Below are 21,175 nucleotides of genomic sequence, written 5' to 3'. Positions count from 1 at the left end.
TTGAATCAGGAGAATCCAATGCTCGACTGGCTGAAAAACAACGCGACCGCGGCACGGGAAAAACTCGCCCTCGAGGTGAGCAAGTTCCGCAACCGCGAGTTCATGGAGGCGGTGGTCGCCGGCTGTGCCCTGGTGGCAGCAGCCGATGGCGACATCAACAGCCGCGAAAAGCAGAAGATGATCGGCTTCATCCAGAACTCGAACGAACTGAAGGTGTTCGATCTCCAGGACGTCATCAAGGCCTTCACCGACATCTGCCTCAAGTTCGAATTCGACGCCGAGATCGGCCGCGCCGAGGCGCTGCGCACGGTCTGCAAGCTGCGCGGCAAGGACGACGCCGCCCGCCTGCTGGTGCGCGTCTGCTGCGCGATCGGCAACTCCGACGGCGAGTTCGACGAAAGCGAACGTGCCGTCTGCCGGACCATCTGCGCCGAACTGGGTCTGAGCCCGGACGACTTCGGACTCTGACCCTCCCGCGCCGGAAGGCAGTGGCGAGCGGTCAGGCCGCCCGCCGCTGTACCCACACCGACAGCACCCCGCTGGCGATGAGCACGGCGATGCCCAGCAGGGCAACGCCGTCCGGCATGTGGCCGAAGGCGATGCCGCCGACCAGCACGGCGAAGACCAGCTGCGAGTAGGTGAAGGGCGCCAGGGTCGCGGCGCTGGCGTAGCGGTACGCATGGCTCAGCAACAGGTGCCCGCACATCGCCACGCCGCCCACCCCGGAGAGCAACAGGCCGTCGTGCAGGTCGGGCGTCTCCCAGTAGAACGGCACCAGCAGGCTCATCAGCAGGGAACCGACCAGGCTGGAGAGGAAGTTGCAGGTCACCGGATCGTCGGTTTCGCTGAGACGCCGGGTGAGCAGCATGAAGACCGCCAGGCAGAGGGCCGCGCCCAGCGGCAGCAGCGCCGCCGGAGTGAACAGCGCGCCGCCCGGCCGCACGATGGCCAGCACTCCCAGCATGCCGAGGACCACCGCTCCCCACTGCCCGGCGCTGACCCGCTCGCGCAGCAGCGTCGCCGACAGCCCGGTGATGAACAGCGGCGCCAGGAACAGCACTGCGGTCGCCTCGCCGATCGGGATATGGCGCAACCCGGAGACGAACAGCAGGCTGACCGCGACCAGGCACAGCCCGCGCACCAGTTGCAGCACAGGGCGCTCGGTGCGGACGATGTCCAGCCCCCGGCGCGGTCCGAACAGCAGCAGCATCACGACGCTCTGCGACAGATAGCGGCCCCAGATCACCAGGATCAGCGGATGGCCCAGGGCTAGGTACTTGGCGATGCCGTCGTGACTGGCCAGGATCAGTCCGGCGGCGAGAATCAGCAGTATCCCGTGAAACGGATGGGAAGCGGTGTTCAAGGAGGAGCCCTCGGCAGGGAAAGGGTCGGCGGGGAATGAAAGCAGCCTAAGCGTTATTCTCGATAAGCATCAAGCGCAAAAACGCCGGAACAGACAGCGCTGCCTCGGAACCATGCCCAACGCGCCGGCGTCGCGGGCGGTCTGGCCGAAGCGGCCATGGTTCTGGAAAAACGCGCCGCCAGGCCCTACAGTCGGCCCGAGACCGCCCCTCGACGGATTCCGCCCATGCTGACGATTCGCCAACGCACCGCGCCGCGCCCCGAATGGGACGCCGAACTGGAACTGACCTTCGAGGCGCGCAGCAAGAGCCGCCTGCGCTGCGTCACCACGAGCGGCGAGGAGGTCGGCCTGTTCCTCGAACGCGGCCAGCCGCCCCTGGCCGACGGCGACTGCCTGCTGGCCGGCGACGGTCGCATCGTCCGCGTCCGCGCCCGCCCCGAAAGGCTGCTGCACGTCACCTGCGCCAGCGCCTTCGAGCTGACCCGCGCCGCCTACCACCTGGGCAACCGCCATGTCGCCCTGCAGCTCGGCGACGGCTGGCTGCGCCTGCTCGACGACTACGTGCTGAAGGACATGCTGCACCAGCTCGGCGCCGGCGTCGAAGCCATCGAGGCACCCTTCCAGCCCGAGCACGGCGCCTACGGCGGCGGCCACCACCATTCCCACGCCGGCGAGGCCGAGTTCAGCTACGCGCCGAAGCTCCACCAGTTCGGCGTGCGCAAGTGAACGCGACCTGGGCGCTGCTGCGCCTCGCCAGTCCGCAATTGCCGATCGGCGGCTACAGCTATTCCCAGGCTCTGGAGCTGGCCATCGAACGGGGCTTGGTGGCGGACGCGCAGAGCGCCCGGCGCTGGCTGGAGGATCAGCTGCTGCTCAACCTCGCCCGCTTCGAGGCGCCGCTGCTGCTCGCCCACTGCACGGCCGCCGCGGCCGGCGACTGGGATGCCCTGCACGAACTCGCCGAGCGCCACGCCGCCAGCCGGGAAACCCGCGAGCTGTGCCAGGAGAGCCGGCAGATGGGCTATTCCCTGCGCCAGCTGCTCGAAGACCTGCCGGAGCTGGACGAAGCCTCGCGGGCCTGCTTCGCACGGATCGCCGAGCCCGGCCTGGCGCTGTCCTGGGCGCTGGCCGCGCGCGCCTGGCGGATCGAGCCTGCGGACGCCCTGGCGGCCTGGCTGTGGGGCTGGCTGGAGAACCAGCTGGCGGTGCTGATGAAGACCCTGCCGCTCGGCCAGCAGGCCGCCCAGCGCCTGACCTCGGCGCTGCTGCCGGCGCTCGCGCAGGCTCGGCGCACGGCCGAAGAAATCGAACCCGACGGCTGGGGCAGCGCCGCCTTCGGCCTGGCCCTGGCGAGCATGGCCCACGAGCGCCAGTACAGCCGTCTCTTCCGTTCCTGACTGGAGAAATCACACATGAACAGCCACCCCCTGCGCGTCGGCATCGGCGGCCCGGTCGGTTCCGGCAAGACCGCCCTGACCCTGGCGCTGTGCCGGGCCCTGCGCGAGCGCTACAACCTCGCCGTGGTGACCAACGACATCTACACCCAGGAGGACGCCGAGTTCCTGGTGCGCAACGAGGCGCTGGCGCCGGAGCGGATCATCGGCGTGGAAACCGGCGGCTGCCCGCACACGGCGATCCGCGAGGACGCCTCGATCAACCTGGAGGCGGTCGACCGGCTCAACCGGCGCTTCCCCGGCCTCGAGCTGATCCTCGTCGAGTCCGGCGGCGACAACCTCTCCGCCACCTTCAGCCCGGAACTCTCCGACCTGACGATCTACGTGATCGACGTTTCCGCCGGCGACAAGCTGCCGCGCAAGGGCGGCCCGGGGATCTGCAAGTCGGACCTCTTGGTGATCAACAAGATCGACCTGGCGCCGCTGGTCGGCGCCTCGCTGGAGGTGATGGAGCGCGACGCCCGCAAGATGCGCGGCGAGCGACCGTTCGTGTTCAGCAACCAGAAGACCGGCCAGGGCCTCGACGCGATCATCGCCTTCATCGAAAAGCAGGGCATGCTCGGCGCGGTCTGAACCCGGCGTGCCCGTCACGCTCGGGTAGGGTGGAAAACCGCGCAGCGTTTTCCACCACAAGCGCCTCCATGGCCGACAGGTGGAAAAGACCTGCGGTCGTTTTCCACCCTACGGCTGCAGGCCGCGGCACTCAGCGGAACGGCGGCTCGTCGAAGCTGCGCAGCTTGCGCGAGTGCAGGGTGTCGAGCTGGCCGCGCAACAGGTCGAGGGCGGCGATGCCGATGCGCAGATGCTGGCTCACCGCCCGCTCGTAGAAGGCATTCGCCGCGCCGGGCAGCTTGATCTCGCTGTGCAGCGGCTTGTCCGAAACGCACAGCAGGGTCCCGTAGGGCACCCGCAGGCGATAGCCCTGGGCGGCGATGGTGCCGCTCTCCATGTCCACCGCCACCGCCCGCGAGAGGTTGATCAGCGGCCGCTCCTGGGCCCAGCGCAGCTCCCAGTTGCGGTCGTCGTAGGTCAGCACGGTACCGGTGCGCAGGCGGCGCTTGAGCGCCTCGCCCTGCTCGCCGGTGACCTGCGCGGCGGCCTCCTGCAACGCCTGCTGCACCTCGGCCAGCGCCGGCAGCGGGATATGCGGCGGCAGCACGCGGTCGAGGATGCCGTCGCGGCGCATGTAGGCGTGCGCCAGCACGTAGTCGCCGATGGTCTGCGACTGCCGCAGGCCGCCGCAGTGGCCGATCATCAGCCAGCAGTGCGGGCGCAGCACCGCCAGGTGGTCGGTGATGTTCTTCGCGTTGGACGGGCCGACGCCGATGTTCACCAGGGTGACGCCGTGGCCGTCCTCGGCGATCAGGTGGTAAGCCGGCATCTGGTAGCGGTGCCAGACCACCCCCTCGACCAGCGCCCGGGCTTCGTCTTCCGCCATGCCGCGCTCGATCACCACGTTGCCCGGCAGCACCAGGCGCACGAAGCGGCCGTCCTCGCGCAAGCGCTCGAGGCCGTGGCGGACGAACTGGTCGACGTAGCGGTGGTAATTGGTCAAGAGGATCCACGGCTGCACGTGGCGCCAGTCACTGCCGGTGTAGTGCACCAGGCGGCGCAGGGAGAAGTCCACCCTTGCTGCGTCGAACAGCGCCAGCGGGAAGGACTCGGCGCCGGCCCAGGCGAGCAGCCCGTCGGCGACGTCGTCGGAGACCGCGGCCAGGTCGGTGCTGGGGAAGACCTGTGCCAGCTCGGCGGCGGTGATCCCCGAACCGGCCAGCTCGTCGCCCTGCTCCACCACATAGGGATAGGGGATGTCCTGCTCCCCGACGCCGACCTCGACCCGCACGTTGAAGTCGTTCATCAGCGGCCGCAGCTGGTCGAGCAGGTAGCGGCGGAAGGCCTGCGGCTGGGTCACGGTGGCACTGTAGGCGCCCGCCGCCTGGACCCGGGCGTAGGCGCGGACGATGGACGGCGCCCGCCCCTGGGGCTGGTGGGTCAGGCGCAGCTCGGGATAGCGGAACAACCTGCGCTGCTCGGCATCCGGCTCGACCCGCTCGGTCAGATAGCGCATGAGCGCCTGGCGCAGGGCGGAGGTGGCGCGCTGGTGCAGGGCGGCGAGACGGTCCACCGCCTCCTCGGCGGTGGCCGCGACGATGAAGGCTTCGGCGTCGGTATTCACGATCGGACTCTCTGTCTTTTGTCGCCGCCTATCTTGCCCGCATTTGCGCTTCGGGCGATAGCCGGGCGGCCATGTGCCCGGACGCCGGCTCGCGCGCCCTCGACCAATACGAAAAGTAACGCTTGACGTTTGACACTCAAAACAATAACAATTCTCATTAAAGAACAACCAAACATACATACACCCAATCATGCTCCGACAATCCGTTGTGTTCGCCCGGCTCCGGCAGGGCGACGAAGTCTTTGGCTTGCTCAATTCGGTGCCCTCCCCCCTGCTCTGCGAAATGATCGCCGCCGCCGGCTATCACTTCGCGATCCTCGACATGGAGCACCTGCTGCGCTCCGGCGACGAGCTGATGCACTGCCTGCGCGCCTGCGAAAGCGCCGGTCTCGCGCCTTGGCTGCGGGTGCCCGAAGCGGACGAGAAACTGATCGGCCGGGCCCTGGACGCCGGCGTCGAGGCCATCGTGCTGCCGCGGGTGGAAAGCGCTGCCGAGGTCGAGCGGGCCATCGCCGCCGCCTGCTTCCCGCCCCGCGGCCGGCGCGGCATCAGCGGCGGGCGGGTCACCGGCTTCGGCGCCCTGGCCTTGCCGGACTACATCGCGCTGGCCAACGGCGAGCCGCGCATCGTGCCGATGATCGAAAGCGCCGCCGGCCTCGCCGCCCTGCCGGAGATCCTCGCCCTGCCGGGCGTCGCCATGGTCCTGGAAGGCGCCCTCGACCTGGCCCTCGACCTGCAGCTCGGCCCCGAGCCGACCCATCCGCAGGTCTGGCAGGCGCTGCAGTCGATGGCCGCCGCCTGCGCGGCGGCCGGCGTGCCTTTCTGCGCCAACCCGCGCACCCCCGAGCAGATCCGCCACTGGCGCGACCAGGGCATCAAGAGCTTCCTCGCCGGGGAAGACCGCGGCCTGCTGCTCAACGCCCTGAAGAGCCGCCTGAACAGTTTTCAATCACTCACAGAAGTCTGACCATCCATGAAGAGCATCACTCGCCAGTTCAGTTGGCCTCTCAGCCTGCTTGCCGTGGCCGTGGCACTGGCCCAGCCCACGCGTGCCGAGGAGCGCACGGAAGACGAGACCGCCAAGAAGGAGAAGGTCTCGCTCTCCGCCACGATGATCAAGGGCGACGTGCTGGGCCAGGCCACCGACGAGGAAGTCCGCACCTACGCGGGCAGCCGCAGCGTGGTCAAGCGGGAAGACCTGGAGAAGGCCAGCGTGCGCGGCCTGGACGACGCCCTGCAGCGCGTCCCCGGCGTCAAGGTCTTCGACGAGACCGGCACCGGCGTGCTGCCGCAGATCTCCGTGCGCGGCCTCTACGAGAGCCGCAGCGGCCGCGTCCAGGTGCTTTCCGACGGCATTCCGTTGTCCCTGTCGCCCTATGGCCAGACCAGCCTCTCGTTGTTCCCGCAGACCCTCGCGACCGTCGAGCGGATCGACATCGTGCGCGGCGGCGCCGCCGTCCAGTACGGCCCGAACAACGTCGGCGGGGTGATCAACTTCATCAGCAAGCCGATTCCGAAGAAATGGGAGAACAACCTCGGCGAGCGCATCACCTTCTCTCCCGCCGGACGCCAGCTCTACGACAGCTACCTGAGCACCGGCGGCCAGGTGACCGACAGCCTGGGCCTGTTCTTCGAGTACAACACCAAGAACGGCCACTACGACCGCGAGCACTCCGACACCGACGTCGAGAACATCCGCCTGCGCGGCCAGTGGGACATCGACGACAACCGCAGCCTGAGCTTCGGCGTCCAGCGCTACGAGGCCGACATGGACCTCTCCGGCGCCCTCAGCAAGGCCGACTACAAACACGACCGCCGCGACTCCACCCGCCAGCTCGACAAGTTCGAGGGCGACACCAACCGCCTGTGGGGCACCTACAAGCAGTACCTGGGCAGCCTCGGCTTCGCCGACGACGTGGAGTTCAGCCTCACCAGCTTCGGCCACCACAGCCACCGCAACTTCTACGTCGGCCTGGATTCCAAGTCGCAGTTCACCCCGGATGCCGACCCGGCCTACCTGCAGGACGCGCCGCGCTCCTACCAGGTGTGGGGGATCGAACCGCGCGTCAGCTTCACCCTCTACGGCGACAAGGTGAACCAGACCTGGCTGATCGGCGGCCGCTACGTCCGCGAGGACACCCAGTTCAAGGTGCTCAAGAAAAACCTGAAGACCAACCTGGAGAGCACCGTCCGCGACTGGGACTTCGACACCGAGGGCAAGGCCACCTACATCAGCGACGCCATCAGCATGCTCGACGGCCGCCTGACCGTCACCCCCGGCATCCGCCACGAGCGCGTGCACATGGACTATTCGAACGCGGTCACCGGCCAGAAGACCGAAAACCTCAACGACGAATGGCTGCCCGGCATCAGCGCGGGCTACCAGCTCACCGACCAGTGGTTCCTCTTCGGCGACGCCCAGCGCTCGCTGCGCGTGCCGCAGATCACCTCCATCGTCTACGATGGCGAAGTCGGCGCCGAAGTCGCCTGGAACTACGAGGCCGGCTTCCGCTACACCCCGCAATCCAACCTGCGCTTCGACTTCAACCTGTACCGCATCGACTTCGACGACCAGATCGAATACAACTCCAGAACCACCAAGTACGAGAACGTCGGCAAGACCCGCCACCAGGGCTTCGAGACCGAGATATTCTGGACCCCGGCGGTCGTCCCCACGCTCGACCTGCACGCCGGCTACGCCTACCTCGACGCCGAGTACCGCTCCGGCGTGAACAAGGGCAACGACCTGAAGATGGCCTCGCAAAGCCAGCTCACCGTCGACGGCCGCTGGCGCTTCGCCCAGGGCTGGACCTACACCCTGGACGGCCTGTTCGTCAGCGCGGCCTACTCGGACGAAGCCAACACCCACGACGAGGATGCCGCCGGCAAGGTCGGCCGGCTGCCTTCCTACTGGGTCTGGAACACCTCCCTGGAGCGCAAGTTCAAGCTCAACGGCGGCGAGGACGAGCTGAGCACCTCGATCGGCGTCAACAACCTGTTCGACCACGAGTACTACTTCCGCGGCATCGACACCAGCCCCTGGGGTCGACAGCCGGCGCCCGGCCGCACCGTCACGGTCGCCGCCAACTACCGCTTCTAAGCCTACCCCCTTCCACCCACTGCATTGCAGGCATCGCCGTCCAGCCTCACGGCCGGACGGCTCCTGCCCGGAGAACGCCCGTGCAAAGGCCCATCGTCATTCTCAGTCACGTCGCCACCCATGCCGTCTGCGAAGGCTTCCTGCCTGCCGCACAGCGGCGCGGGCATCCCCTGCTGCTGATCACCGACCACGCCCAGGGCCACTGGCGCCACCTCGCCGACGCCGGCATCGCGGTCGACGGCCTGGAAATCCTCGAGTGCGACGTGTTCAACCCGCTGGCGGTGATCGAACTGCTGCACGCCCACGGCCAGCGCCCGCGGGCGGTGTTCTCCAACAGCGACCACCTGCAGACCAGTTGCGCCCTGGTGGCGGAGGCCTTCGACTGCCCCGGCAAGGACTGGCGGATCTGCCACGCGGCGAAGAACAAGGCGGAGATGCGCGAGCGCCTGCAGCGCCTCGGCCTGCCCGGCCCCTGGTTCCGGGTGCTGACCCCCGGCGCGGCGCTGCCGGCGGACGTGCCCTTCCCGGTGGTCGCCAAGCCGCGCGAAGGCGTCGCCAGCCTGGACGTGCAGCTGTGCCGCGACGCCGCCGAGCTGACCGACTACTGCGCGGCCTTCTGGCAGCGTCAGCCGAACCGCGCGCTGCTCCTCGAGGCCTACCTGCAGGGCCCGCTGTTCACCCTGGAAACCCTCGGCGACGGCCAGAGCCTGCAGCCCATCGGCGGCTTCGACGTGACCCTCTCGCCGCCGCCGCACTTCGTCGAACTCGAAGCGCGCTGGAACGGCCCGCTGAGCCGGGCCGCGCGCAACGCGGCGCTGGCCCAGGTGGCGGCCTTCGGCGTCAACTTCGGGGTCTGCCACAGCGAATTCATCCTCACCGCCGACGGTCCGGTGCTGGTGGAGATCAACTACCGCAGCATCGGCGACGGCCGCGAGTTCCTCCTCGACCGCCTGCTGCCGCAGGGCTGGTTCGAGCGCATCCTCGCCCTGCACCTCGGCGAGCCGCTGGACGACACCGAGAGCAGCAGCGCCGAGGCCCTGGTGCACTACCTGGTCGCCCCGCACGCCGGCCGTCTGCTGGCGGCCAGCCCGAGCTTTCGCGACGAGGACGACGGCCACTGGACCGACTACTGCGCGCTACGCGAGGTCGGCGAGGAGATCCGCCTGAGCCACTCGAACAAGGACTATCTGGGCGTGCTGCGCCTGATCGCCCCCGACGCCGCCGCGCTGCAGGTGCGCTTCGATGCCGCGCGCAGCAACCTGCGCTGGGAGCTGGCATGAATCCGCACGCTGCCGACCACGACCACGCGGCCATCGGCCAGCGCATCCTCGACTGCTGCCTGCGCGAGGACATCCGCGCGCTGGTCGGCCGAGCCCGGCCGGCCGCCCTGCCGACGGAACTGGCCGCCCACTGGCCGCAGCCGGCGGAGCCGGACTGGCTGTGCATCGACCACCTGACGGAGGGCGAACTCTGGCTGCCGGTGCGCCACGGCGCGCCGCTGCAGGACTGGAGCGCGGTCGGCGACCGCTGGCTGCACCGCCGAGGCGCCGAAGTGCGTCTGGAGCAGGGCTACCGCCGCTGGCTCGAACACCTGGCCACCGGCCTGGATGCCGAGAGCCTGGCGCTGTTCGCCGACTACGCCGCGGAAGCCGACTGCGCGGTCGAGCACCGCCGCCTGTGCCGCGAGGCCTACGCCGCGCACGCCAACGACCTGGGCGAGATCCTCGCCGAGCCCGACTGGGGCCGGCGCCTGCTCGGCATCGACCGCCTGGCCAGCTACCTGGACCATCCCTTCTACCCCACCGCGCGGGCCAAGAGCGGCTTCGACGCCGCAGCCCTGCAGGGCCATGCCCCGGAATTCGCGCCGCGCTTTCGCCTCCACTGGCTGGCGGTGCCCAGGGCGCTCCTCGAACGGACCAGCGCGCCGCCGGCGCTCTGGCCGAGCTTCGCCGAAATCGGCCTGGACCCCGCGCTGGAGGCCAGCCATGCGCTGCTGCCGGTGCACCCGCTGACCTGGCCCGAGCTGGACGCCCACGGCCTGCCGGAAGGCTGCCGGCGCGCGCCGCACCGCGCGCTGGAAGTGGAGCCGACCCTCTCGGTGCGCACCGTGATGTGCGTCGAGGACCCGCGCTGCCACATCAAGCTGCCGCTGCTGGTACGCACCTTGGGCGCGCGCAACCTGCGGCTGATCAAGCCGAGCACCCTGTACGACGGCCACTGGTTCCAGACCGTCCTCGAAGACCTCGCCGCCCGCGACGGCCAGCTCGGCGCGCGCTATGTGCACGTCGACGAGCAGCACGGCGGCCATGCCGCCGGCGAGCGCCATCTGGCCTACATCGTGCGCCGCTACCCGGCGGGCCTGGAGCAGGCGAGCCTGGTGCCGGTCGCCGCCCTGGCCAGCCGCCTGCCCGACGGCCGGCTGCTGGTCGCAGCGCTGGTCGAGCGCTTCCACGGCGGCGATCTGCTGGCCTGGTGGCAGGCCTACCTCGACCTGCTGCTCGCCGTGCACCTGCGCCTCTGGCTGGTCTACGGCATCGCTCTGGAAGCCAACCAGCAGAACGCCGTGCTGCTCTTCGAGGCCGGCCGCCCGCTGCGCCTGTTGATGAAGGACAACGACGCCGCGCGGCTCTGGCCGCCGCGCTTCGCCGCGGCCTGCCCGGACCTGGCGCAACGCCTCGCGGCGCTGCTCGACGAGCGGATTCGCGTCGACGCGGTGCAGCCGCTGGCCGAGATGTTCTGCACCATCACCCTGCAGCTGAACATCGTCGCGCCCCTGGAAGCCATCGCCGCGGCCGGGCTGGCCGGGCGCGAGGCGCTCTACGCCTGCCTGCGCGAGCGCCAGCGCGCCGCTCTCGATGCGCTGGCGGACGAGGGCGTGGCGGTCGACGAAGCCCGGCGCTTCCTGCTCGACAGCCCGAAACTGCCGGTGAAGTACCTGCTCAGCGCCGGCAGCCTGTTCAGCAAGGAGTACTCCGGCGCGGCGGACATCAACAAGTTCTACGGCTACAGCGCGGCGAACTTCCTGCTGGATACGGCCCCATGTCCCGGCGACTGACCGCCAGCGTGCTGCTCGGCCATTACCTGTCGGCCTTCACCGCCCTGGGTGCGCCGCTGTTCCTGCCGCGCATCCTCGCCGACCTGGGCGCGCCGGCGCCGACCTGGAGCATCGGCGCGCTCTACGTGCTGCCGACGCTGTGCACCGCGCTGGCGGCGCCGCTCTGGGGGCGCCTGGCCGACCGCCACGGCTGCCGGCTGTCGCTGCTGCGCGCCCATGCCGGCCTCGCCGCCGGCTTCCTGCTCGCCGGGTTCAGCCCGAACCTGGCGGTCTTCACCCTCGCGCTGATCGTCCAGGGCACCTTCGGCGGCGCCATGGCGGCGTCGAACGCCTACCTGGCGACCCAGCTCGACGGCGAAGGCCTGTCGCGCGCCCTCAACCTGACCCAGTACTCGGCGCGCCTGGCGATGCTCAGCGGCCCGGTGCTGGTCGGCCTGCTGGCGAGCGCCGGCCTGGGGCTGGAGATGTACCGCTACCTGGCCTGGCTGCCCGTGCTGGCCTTCGTGCTGGTGCTGCCGCTGCCGGCCGATGCCCCGAAGCCGCCCGCCGCCGCACGCGACGCGACCGCGTCCGCCGAACTGCCGGCGGACCTGCTGCGCCTGCTCGCCGTGCAGTTCCTGTTCAGTTTCGCGATGGTGGTGACCTTCCCCTACTTCGTGCCCTACGGCGAGGCCCTGGGAATCGCCAACGACGCGCTGATCGGCCTGCTCTACAGCCTGCCGCACCTGGTCTACCTGCTCGCCCTGCCCTGGGTCCAGCGCCGCGCCGGCCCGCTGCTGCCGGCCGGGCTCGCCCTGCTGGCACTCGGCAACCTGCTGCAGTTCCTGCGCCTGCCGGCCGAGCTGCTGGTCGCCCTGCGCCTGCTCGCCGGGCTGGGCATGCTGCTCGCCTTCGTCGGCCTGCACCGCTGCCTCGCCGCACGGCGCCGCGCCGGCGGCGCCGGACGGCTGTTCGGCTGGTTCGACGCCAGCGGCAAGTGGGCTGGCACCGCCGCCGGCCTGGTCGCCGGCCTGGCCTGCCAGCACTACGGCGTCGCCATGCCCTTCCTGATCGCCTGCCTGGCCGCGCTCGCCGCGCTGGCCGTGGCCCACCCCCTCCTCATCGGTTCGCCGGAGATTGCCCCATGACCCGTGTCGCCCGCTCCCCCCACGAACGCACCCTGGACGGCGAGGCCCAGCGCCACGCCATCGACTGCCTGCTCAACTGCTACCTGCGCGAGTACGCCCTGCCCCGCGGCGAGGCGACCCTCGACTGCCAGGCGCAGGACCTGCCGATGGGCCTGCGCCAGGTGGAGGGCCGGCGCATCGGCATCCACCTGGCCGACGGCAGCCGCCTGGCGCTGCTCGCCGACCGCACCAGCGTGCTCGGCCGCTGCCGCTTCGTCAGCGCGCCCTACTTCAAGGGCCACGGCCAGGGCTGGCGGCCGCTGGACGCCGCCGAGCTGGCGCGCCTGCTGCTCGCCCCGATGAACGGCCCGGAGCGCCACGGCGAGCTGCTCGAGCAGATCGACAACAGCCTGCGGATCACCCGCACCTTCCTCACCCACGCCCGCGCCGCCAACCACGACCCCGCCGACACGCTCCTGCGCTCCGAGCAGGGCCAGGTCTGGGGCCACGCCCTGCACCCCACGCCGAAGAGCCGCGACGGCGTCTCCGAGGCGGACCTGCTGGCCTGCTCGCCGGAAGTCGGCGCGCAGTTCCCGCTGCACTGGTTCCGCGTCGACCCGTCGCTGATCCGCCACTTGGGCGACGACCCGCGCGACCTGCTCGTGCAGATCGCCGGCGCCGACCATCTCTACCCCTGCCATCCCTGGGAAGTTGCGCGGGTGCTGGCCGATCCGCTGGTCGAGCGGGTGCGTGGCTTGGGCCTGCTCGAATACCTCGGTCCGCAGGGCCTGGCGCTCTACCCGACCTCTTCGGTGCGCACCCTCTATCACCCCGAGCTGAGCCACTTCCTGAAGTTCTCGATCCACGTGCGGCTGACCAACTGCGTGCGCAAGAATGCCTGGTACGAGCTGGACAGTGCGGTCGCCCTGACCCGCCTGCTGGCCCCGCTGATGGCCGAGCAGGCCGAGCGCCGGCCGGACTTCGCGCTGATGCCCGAACCGGCCGCCAGCACCCTCGACCTCTCCGCCCACGGCAGCGCGGAAGAGGCCCGCGAAGTCACCGAGTGCTTCGGCATCCTCTACCGGCAGAACCTCGATGCGGCCAGCCGCGCACGCTACCGGCCGCAGGTCGCCATGGCGCTGTTCACCTGGACGCTGGACGGGGTCAGTGCCTGCCAGGGCCTGCTCGCCCGCTGCGCGAACAGCCTCGGCGTGGCGCCGGCGGAGGCCGCCGTGCAGTGGCTGCGTGCCTACGCCGAGCGGCTGCTGGGCGGCACCCTGGATTGCCTGTTCCGCCACGGCGTGGTGCTCGAACCGCACCTGCAGAACACCCTGCTCGGCTTCGACGCGCAGGGCCTGCCCTGTCGGGTGTGGATCCGCGACCTGGAAGGCACCAAGCTGGTTCCCGAGCAGTGGCCGGCCGAGCGCCTGGCCCACCTCGACGAACGCACCCGCGCCTCGCTCCACTACGACGCCGACAAGGCCTGGAAGCGGGTCGCCTACTGCGCGCTGGTCAACAACCTCGGCGAGGCGGTGTTCCATGTCGCCAACGGCGACGCGGCGCTGGAAAAGCGCCTGTGGCGCGAGATCGCCAGCGTGCTCGAAGCGCAGCGCGCGCCGCTCGGCGACCCGCAGGCACTGCGCGAGCTGTGCGCCGGCGCGCCCCTGCCGAGCAAGGAGAACTTCATGACCCGCCTGCTGATGAAGGCCGACCGCGAGGCCGGCTACACCGCCCTGCCCAACCCGCTGACCGCCGCCTGCCGTGGAGAGTGCCGATGAGCCTGCCCGCCTCCGTCCAGCAGGCCATCGCCGGGCTGCGCCGCTCCCGCTCCGAGCCGCTGTGCGCCTATATCTACGACCTGCCGGCGCTGGCGCGCCACGCCCGCGCCCTGCGCGCGGCGCTGCCGGCCAACTGCGAGCTGTTCTACGCCGCCAAGGCCAATCCCGAGGCGCCGATCCTGCGCACCCTGGCGCCCTGGGTCGACGGCTTCGAGGCGGCCTCCGGCGGCGAGCTGCGCTGGCTCCACGAGCGCCATCCGGACAAGCCGCTGATCTTCGGCGGCCCCGGCAAGCTCGACAGCGAGCTGGCCGCCGCCATGGACTGCGGGATCTCCGCCTTCCATGTGGAGAGCATCGGCGAGCTGCGCCGCCTGGCGGTCGTCGCCAGGGCCCACGGCCGCCCGGCCCCGGTGCTGTTGCGGCTCAACCTCAAGCTCGACGAGGCGCCGGACAGCCGCCTGGTGATGGGCGGCAAGCCGACCCCCTTCGGCCTCGACGAGGAGGCCCTCGACGAGGCCCTGGCACTGCTCGCCGGCGAGCCCTGGCTGAAGCTTCGGGGCCTGCACTTCCACCTGCTCTCCCACCAGCTGGACAGCGCCGCCCACCTGCAGCTGATGCGCAGCTACTTCCGCTGCTTCCGCCAGCTGAACGCGCGCCACGGCCTGGCGCTGGAACTGCTCAACGTCGGCGGCGGGATGGGCATCGACTACCGGGACCACGCCCGCTCCTTCGACTGGCCGGGCTTCTGCGCGGGGCTTGCCGCGCTGATCGCCGAGGAAGGCATGGCCGGGACGCGCATCCGCTTCGAGATCGGCCGCTTCCTCAGCGCCGCCTGCGGCTACTACCTGATGGAGGTGCTGGACATCAAGCGCAACCACGGCCAGTACTTCGCCGTGGCCCGCGGCGGCACCCACCACTTCCGCACCCCGGCGGCCCAGGGCCACGACCATCCCTTCGTGGTGGTCCGCGGCGAACGCCCGGCGGAGCTGGAAAACCAGCCGGTGACCCTGGTCGGCCAACTGTGCACCCCCAAGGACGTGCTGGCCCGCCAGCAGCCGGTGGCCGCCCTGGCGGTCGGCGACCTGCTGGTGTTCACCCTGGCCGGCGCCTACGCCTGGAACATCTCGCACCAGCATTTTCTGATGCACGAGCCGCCGCAGATGCTCTTTCTGGAGCCGTAGAGACACCGCTCTGCGCAGCCACACGCCCCAGCCTTGAGCCGCCGCGACCAAGCCGAGAAACGGGGCCAGCGTCCCATCCTCGGCCTGCACGCGGCCGATGCGGCAAAAACGCACGCAACCTGCGGACGCTTTCTGGAACCATTGTTCGCATAGGCAAAATAATGTAATTTTGACACCATACAGCACCATCCAAAACAACCGTCAAAACCTCGTCGCCAATTACGCCCCGACGACGGCTTCCTACGACCAACTCGTGTATTCACGAATCTCTTCAAGCCTCGATGCCCAGGCATGAACGTGGAGTTGACAGTGACCATGAAGGACGATGTAAGACGACTGATGCAGCAAATAGACAACTCGCCGAGCGCCTATCGAGAGTTCGCGGGTAGTGCCACGGCCGGCCAGGCCTCACCCTGGACGTTGCTGCAGGCCGTGCTGCACACCGACGGCAGCGCCGAGGCGCCGGCCCCGACGCCCGCCCTCCCGGAGACCGCATCCTGGCCGACCCCGGCACACCTGGCGGTCGGCAACGCTCCCGCCACGGCACCGGCCGAATCCTCCTTTTCCCCGCGCACCGCGGCCCCCCTGCCGCCGACCGCGGTTTCGCCGGCCCAGGGCATTCCGGAGCGCCCCCAGGAATCGGCGGGCAACCCCTTCGGGAAGCTCTTCCGAAACGCCTCGGCAAACGGCGGAGACGCGCACCGCGAGAAAGCGGAGGGCTCCCTGAAGAGCCTGCTGAGAGAAATCGGCTCATGCCGCTGATCTGCATCGCCTCTCCCAAGGGCGGGGTGGGCAAGACCACGCTCACCGCGGGCCTCGCCTTCGCCCTGCAGAGGCTCGGCTACCCGGTTTCGGTCATCGACTTCGATGTGCAGAACGCCTTGCGCCTGCATTTCGCCATCCCCCTCGGCGATCCGCGAGGGTACGTGGCCCACGCCGAGCAGCACGACTGGCAGCGTCTGGCGCTCCAGACGCCCAACGGAATCCGGGTGCTGCCCTACGGGGCGGCCAGCACGGCGCAGCGACTGCGCTTCGAGGCCCGCCTCGCCGAAGCGCCCCGCATGCTGGAGGAGGCCCTGGGGGGGCTTCTGGCGATCCCCAACATGGTGGTGCTGGCCGATACGCCACCGGGCCCCTCGCCGGCGCTCGACGCCCTGAACGCCATCGCCGACATCCGCATCGCCGTCCTGCTGGCCGATGCCGCTTCCGCCTCGCTGCTTCCGCAGATCGAGCAGGGCTTCTTCTACCCCGCGCAGGGTGCCGGAAGTAGCGTGCCGGTCCTCTACATTCTCAACCAGGTCGACCGGCGTCGCCGCCTGAGCGCCGACACCACGGAGTTCATGTGCTCGCGGCTCAAGACATCGCTTCTCGGGCTGGTGCACCGGGACGAGGCCCTGGCCGAGGCCCTCGCCTCGCAGCTGTCGATTTTCGCCTTCGATCCCGGCTCCGCGTCCGCCCACGAACTCGACCGGATCGCCCGCCAGCTCGGGCAGACGATCGGTAGCCTGAAACCGCGCACCTCCTCCGGTATCCGCCTCCAGGGATAGACGGTCGACACCTCGCAGGGGACTCATCATGCGCCACCCCCCTCAGGGAACGAGACTGGAACGGCTGTCGGCCTTGCTCCTGATGCTCGTCGCCTGCCCGGCCTTGCTGCTGTTCGTTGTGGTACCGCTCGACGTACCCACGCAGATGCTGATGGGATCGGGCCTGATCCTGGTCATGCTGGCGCTGAACCGGATCAAGTCCTACGGCATCACGCTGATGCTGGTCATCGTCTCGGCAGCCGCCTCGACCCGCTACCTGTACTGGCGGACCACCGAGACGCTGGTGTTCTCCAACGGGCTGGAAGCCTTCCTGGGCATCGGCCTCTACCTGGCAGAGATCTATGCCTGGCTGATCCTGATGCTGGGCTATTTCCAGAGCATCATGCCGCTGAAAAGGCCCGTCCATCCCCTGCCCGAGGACATCTCGCGATGGCCGACGGTCGACGTCTACATACCGACCTACAACGAAAGCCTCGACGTCGTGCAGGACACCGTCCTCGCCGCCCAGAACATCGACTATCCGGCGGACAAGCTGCGCGTCTATCTGCTCGATGACGGCCGGCGCCCCGAATTCGGCGCCTTCGCCGCCGCGGCGGGAGCCGGCTATATCGCACGGTCCGACAACCGGCACGCCAAGGCCGGCAACCTGAACAACGCCCTGGGCCGGACCGACGGCGAACTGATCTGCATCTTCGACTGCGACCATGTCAGTACCCGCGCCTTCCTGCAGGCCACGGTGGGGCTGTTCCTGCACGACCCCCGGCTGGCCCTGGTCCAGACGCCTCACCACTTCTATTCCGAGGACCCCTTCGAGCGCAATCTCTCCACCGGGCAGGAAGTCCCCAACGAGGGCGAGCTGTTCTACGGCCCCGTGCAGCAGGGCAACGACTTCTGGAACGCGGCGTTCTTCTGCGGCTCCTGCGCGGTGATTCGCCGGAGCGCCCTGGAAGAGATCGACGGCTTCGCCGTGGAAACCGTCACCGAGGACGCCCACACGGCGCTCAAGCTGCAGCGCCGGGGCTGGAACACCGCATTCCTGGCCGTGCCGCTGGCGGCGGGCCTGGCCACCGAGCGGCTGGCCCAGCATATCGGCCAGCGCATGCGCTGGGCACGCGGCATGACGCAAATCTTCCGCCGCGACAATCCCCTGCTGGGAGGCGGCCTGCGCCTGCCGCAGCGGCTTTGCTATCTCAATGCCATGATGCATTTCCAGTTCGCCCTGCCCCGCATCGTGTTCCTGAGCGCACCGATCGCCTACCTGATGCTCGGGCAGAACATCATCGCCGCCTCCGCCAGTGCGGTCTTCGCCTATGCGTTCCCGCACCTCGCGCACGCGATCGTGACCAACGCCAGGATCCAGGGGCAGCATCGCCACTCCTTCTGGGGAGAGATCTACGAAACGGTGCTGGCGTTCCACATCCTCAAGCCGACCCTGGTCACCCTGCTCGACCCCACGCGCGGCAAGTTCAACGTGACCGACAAGGGCCATCTGCTCGACCGGAGCTTCTTCGATTTCGAGCTGGTCAAGCCGCAGTTGGGCGCCGCCGTCCTTCTGCTGCTCGCGATCGCCGTCGGCCTCATCCAGCACTACTGGATCGACTGGTTCCCCTCCGACCCCCAGGTGCTCGCCCTGAACGTCGCCTGGTCGCTGTTCAACCTGATCATCCTGCTGGCCGCCGCCGCGGTGGCCATGGAGAGCCGGCAGCTGCGCGGCGCCACCCGGCAGGAGCTGAAGCTACCGGCCATCCTGCACTTCGACAGCGGGCGCAGCCGGCAGGCGGAAACGCTCGACATCTCCATGAGCGGCCTCAAGGTCCGGCCGTTGCAGGCCGGCCGGGAGTTGCCGGGCCGCCTCGAGGCCATCGAGATCGCCTGCCACGGACATACGGTCGTGTTTCCCGCGCAAGCGATCGAGGGCGACGGACGAGAACTGCGACTGTACTTCGGCCCGCTCGACATCGGGCAACGGCGCGAACTGGTACGCATCGTCATGGGGCGGGCAGATGCCTGGCTTGCCAACGGCACGAGGCGAACGGACCACCCCCTGCGCGCCTTCTGGAGCGTGCTGAGAAACGCCCTGTCGTTGCTGCGCGGGCCTGCCGGGAAGAGGAGCCCCCCTTCGCCCGCACCCCCCAGGGCCGGCGAAACGGGTCCGCGCCTGCCGGCGGGCACGACCTCGCCGGGCACCCTGCTGGTTCTGCTCTCGCTATCGGCGCTCTGCCTCGTCGCGGCCCCGCCCCTGCAAGGCCGGGAACTCGCATTCCCGCCCCTCCCGGCGCAGGCGAGCGCGGCACTGCCGGACCCTGGGCAGATCGAGGTCCTGCGCTTCGAGCAGTTGGGCGTCAAGGACGGAATGACGTTGCGGGGGAGACGTGCCGAAGCGGGTATCCCCTTCTCCGTCGGTCGCCAGCAGATCGTCTCCGAGGCACGCCTCGACCTGCACGTCCGGCACGGCGACAAGCTGCCGGCCGGTACCCGCCTGAATGTCCAGATCAACGGCGAAGAGATCGGCGATATCCGGCTCGACGCCGGCTCGGCCGCCGACACCTTCGTCGAGATCCCCATCAACCCTCTGCTGCTGGTGCCCTACAACAGCCTGAACCTGAAACTGCAAAACGATGCCCGGCGTTGCGAGAACCCCAGCCAGTCGCCGTTGCAGGTCGACATCGGCAGCGACTCCACCCTCTCCCTGCAGCTCCAGCAGATCCCCCTGGCGAACGAGCTGGCACTCCTGCCCGCGCCGTTCTTCGACGAGGCGCGGATCGGCGCAATCCGCCTGCCGGTAGTCATGGCCAGCCAGCCGAGCGAAGACACCCTGCGCCATGCCGCGATAGCGGCCTCCCACTTCGGCGCCCTCGCCGGCTACCGCGGCGCCAGCTTTCCGGTGCTGATCGGCCAGTTGCCGCTGGGCAATGCCCTCCTGTTCGCCCTCGCCGACCAGCGCATCGAAGGCATCGCGCTGCCCGCGATCGAGGGGCCGACCCTGGCCGTCCTGGACAACCCCCGCGACCCGACCGCCAAGCTGCTGCTGATCGCCGGGCGAACCCCGGACGAGCAGCATACGGCGGTACTCAATCTGGCGCTGCGCTCTGCCCAGTTGAAGGGTCCCAGCATCCAGCCCGGACCGCTCGCCATGCCGCGGCGCATCCCCTACGACGCCCCCCGCTGGATTCCCGCCAGCGGACCGACACGCCTCGCCGAGCTGACCGACAGGCCCCTGGCGACCCAGGGCGCTTCGCCGGCGGGCCTGAGCCTCGGCTTCCGGGCAGCTCCGGACACCTTCCTGTGGAACGCCGCGAGCATCCCGCTGCATGTCCGCTACCGCTTTCCGGACGGCGACTGGCTCGATGCCTCCCGCAGCCATCTGGACGTCATCCTCAATGGCCGCTACCTGGCCTCCCTGCCAGTACTGAAGGGCGGTGCGCTGGAAAAGATCAGGAACTACTTCGGCCTGCAGACCCGCCAGGAGGAGGCCTCGATAGCTATCCCCGCCTACCTGATCTACGGCGACAACCGGCTGGACTTCTACTTCAACCTGCAATCCCGGGACGACCCGGACTGCTCGCTGGAGCTGCCCGAGCAGGCGGTGAGCCTGATCGACGGCGACTCCTTCATCGACTTCAGCCATGCCCGGCATTTCACCCAGTTGCCCAACCTGTCGTTCTTCGTTGGTGCGGGCTTCCCGTTCACCCGGATGGCCGACCTCTCCGAAACGGCGGTCGTGCTGCCGGACGCCCCCCAACCGGCGGAAATCGAGGCGATGCTCGGCCTGCTCGGGCGCTTCGGCGAAGCCACCGGCTACCCGGCCCTGGGCGTCGACGTGCTCGCCGGCACGGCGCGTCTGCCCTCGGTCGAGCGGCGCGACCTGCTGGTCGTCGGGTCGCTCGACGGGCGCCTGAACCTGCCGTCCCTGCTCGCCGGCTCCGACTTCCGCGTGGCCGAAGGGCGCTTGCGCATCGCTCCGCGCTCGCCGGAGGGGCAGCTACGCAGCATCGCCCAGGGCGACTGGAGCAGCCAATCGGCCGAAGCCGAGCGCTACCTTTCCGGCGACTCGCGGTTCCAGGGGCTGGTCAGCCGGCGCTCGCCCTTCGACCCTTCGCGGGTGCTGGTGCTGGCCCTGGCCAGCGAACCGCACCGGCTGCCGCCGCTCGTCGAAAGCCTGCGCCGGCCCGCGGTGAATGCGGAGATCCGCGGCGACCTGACCCACTTCGAGAGCGCCGAGCGAGTCCGCAGCTTTCGCGTCGGGCCACTGTTCGCCTACGGCGCTCTCCCCTGGTACATCCACATCCGCTGGCTGCTCGGCGAGCGGCCCTTGGTCCTGATGTCGCTGCTGCTGGTTTCGGCGGCACTGATCGCGGCCGCACTTCACCCCCTGCTTCGTGCGCGTGCGGCACGACGGCTGAGCTAAAAGGGAG

General features: G+C 69.6%; 16 protein-coding genes. 14 read left to right on the top strand and 2 right to left on the bottom strand.

The window, feature by feature from the left end; translation table 11 throughout:
• The first annotated feature begins 18 nt into the window (after positions 1–18).
• On the top strand, positions 19–468 hold the full coding sequence (locus BMY22_RS07880) for a tellurite resistance TerB family protein (protein WP_090620962.1): 450 nt from the start codon (positions 19–21) through the stop codon (positions 466–468).
• Positions 469–499: 31 nt separating this feature from the next.
• Here the strand turns inward: BMY22_RS07880 and BMY22_RS07875 are convergent, their stop codons facing one another.
• Entirely contained in the window at positions 500–1,363 is an 864-nt protein-coding gene (locus BMY22_RS07875; RefSeq protein WP_167363710.1) for a DMT family transporter, read from the bottom strand.
• A 225-nt stretch (positions 1,364–1,588) separates the two neighbouring features.
• Here BMY22_RS07875 and ureE point away from each other — a divergent pair, with 225 nt between their 5' ends.
• From ureE to ureG, 3 genes are read left to right on the top strand one after another with little or no spacing between them, the layout of a single operon-like run.
• Entirely contained in the window at positions 1,589–2,089 is a 501-nt protein-coding gene (ureE, locus tag BMY22_RS07870) for an urease accessory protein UreE (protein ID WP_090620961.1), read from the top strand.
• A complete protein-coding gene (locus BMY22_RS07865; RefSeq protein ID WP_090620959.1) occupies positions 2,086–2,760 on the top strand; it encodes an urease accessory protein UreF in 675 nt (224 codons plus the stop codon). The genes ureE and BMY22_RS07865 overlap by 4 nt, the downstream gene beginning before the upstream one ends.
• Before the next feature lie 15 nt (positions 2,761–2,775).
• Positions 2,776–3,390, top strand: a complete 615-nt coding sequence (gene ureG / locus BMY22_RS07860; protein WP_090620957.1) for an urease accessory protein UreG — start codon at positions 2,776–2,778, stop codon at positions 3,388–3,390.
• A gap of 130 nt (positions 3,391–3,520) precedes the next feature.
• On the opposite strand, the gene amn is transcribed toward ureG, so the two are convergent.
• On the bottom strand, positions 3,521–4,993 hold the full coding sequence (gene amn, locus BMY22_RS07855; RefSeq protein WP_090620956.1) for an AMP nucleosidase: 1,473 nt from the start codon (positions 4,991–4,993) through the stop codon (positions 3,521–3,523).
• A 190-nt stretch (positions 4,994–5,183) separates the two neighbouring features.
• Here amn and BMY22_RS07850 point away from each other — a divergent pair, with 190 nt between their 5' ends.
• The 10 genes from BMY22_RS07850 (at position 5,184) to bcsA (ending at position 21,168) form a co-directional block, all read left to right on the top strand.
• On the top strand, positions 5,184–5,960 hold the full coding sequence (locus BMY22_RS07850; RefSeq protein ID WP_090620955.1) for an HpcH/HpaI aldolase family protein: 777 nt from the start codon (positions 5,184–5,186) through the stop codon (positions 5,958–5,960).
• 6 nt (positions 5,961–5,966) lie between these two features.
• Positions 5,967–8,093, top strand: a complete 2,127-nt coding sequence (locus BMY22_RS07845) for a TonB-dependent receptor family protein (RefSeq protein ID WP_090620954.1) — start codon at positions 5,967–5,969, stop codon at positions 8,091–8,093.
• A gap of 80 nt (positions 8,094–8,173) precedes the next feature.
• Complete coding sequence (locus tag BMY22_RS07840) at positions 8,174–9,373, top strand: ATP-grasp domain-containing protein (protein WP_090620952.1); 1,200 nt, start codon at positions 8,174–8,176, stop codon at positions 9,371–9,373.
• Complete coding sequence (locus BMY22_RS07835; RefSeq protein ID WP_090620951.1) at positions 9,370–11,148, top strand: IucA/IucC family protein; 1,779 nt, start codon at positions 9,370–9,372, stop codon at positions 11,146–11,148. Before BMY22_RS07840 ends, BMY22_RS07835 begins: the two co-directional genes overlap by 4 nt.
• The gene (locus BMY22_RS07830) at positions 11,133–12,275 is read left to right on the top strand and encodes an MFS transporter (RefSeq protein WP_090620949.1); all 1,143 of its coding nucleotides are present in this window, start codon (positions 11,133–11,135) and stop codon (positions 12,273–12,275) included. Before BMY22_RS07835 ends, BMY22_RS07830 begins: the two co-directional genes overlap by 16 nt.
• Positions 12,272–14,032 (top strand): IucA/IucC family protein, encoded by a 1,761-nt coding sequence (locus BMY22_RS07825; RefSeq protein WP_090620948.1) that lies wholly within the window; start codon positions 12,272–12,274, stop codon positions 14,030–14,032. Before BMY22_RS07830 ends, BMY22_RS07825 begins: the two co-directional genes overlap by 4 nt.
• Complete coding sequence (locus BMY22_RS07820; RefSeq protein ID WP_090620946.1) at positions 14,023–15,213, top strand: type III PLP-dependent enzyme; 1,191 nt, start codon at positions 14,023–14,025, stop codon at positions 15,211–15,213. Before BMY22_RS07825 ends, BMY22_RS07820 begins: the two co-directional genes overlap by 10 nt.
• Positions 15,214–15,528: 315 nt before the next feature.
• Positions 15,529–15,975, top strand: a complete 447-nt coding sequence (locus BMY22_RS07815; protein ID WP_244158824.1) for a hypothetical protein — start codon at positions 15,529–15,531, stop codon at positions 15,973–15,975.
• Entirely contained in the window at positions 15,966–16,760 is a 795-nt protein-coding gene (gene bcsQ / locus BMY22_RS07810; RefSeq protein ID WP_090620945.1) for a cellulose biosynthesis protein BcsQ, read from the top strand. The genes BMY22_RS07815 and bcsQ overlap by 10 nt, the downstream gene beginning before the upstream one ends.
• 28 nt (positions 16,761–16,788) lie before the next feature.
• On the top strand, positions 16,789–21,168 hold the full coding sequence (gene bcsA, locus BMY22_RS07805) for a UDP-forming cellulose synthase catalytic subunit (RefSeq protein WP_090620943.1): 4,380 nt from the start codon (positions 16,789–16,791) through the stop codon (positions 21,166–21,168).
• The last annotated feature ends 7 nt before the right edge of the window (positions 21,169–21,175 follow it).

Origin of the sequence: Azotobacter beijerinckii, from assembly GCF_900110885.1 — a bacterium.
In the GTDB taxonomy this organism is placed as follows: domain Bacteria; phylum Pseudomonadota; class Gammaproteobacteria; order Pseudomonadales; family Pseudomonadaceae; genus Azotobacter; species Azotobacter beijerinckii.
Note: the sequence above shows the minus strand (reverse complement) of the source record. Positions and strands in the feature narration are given on the sequence as shown.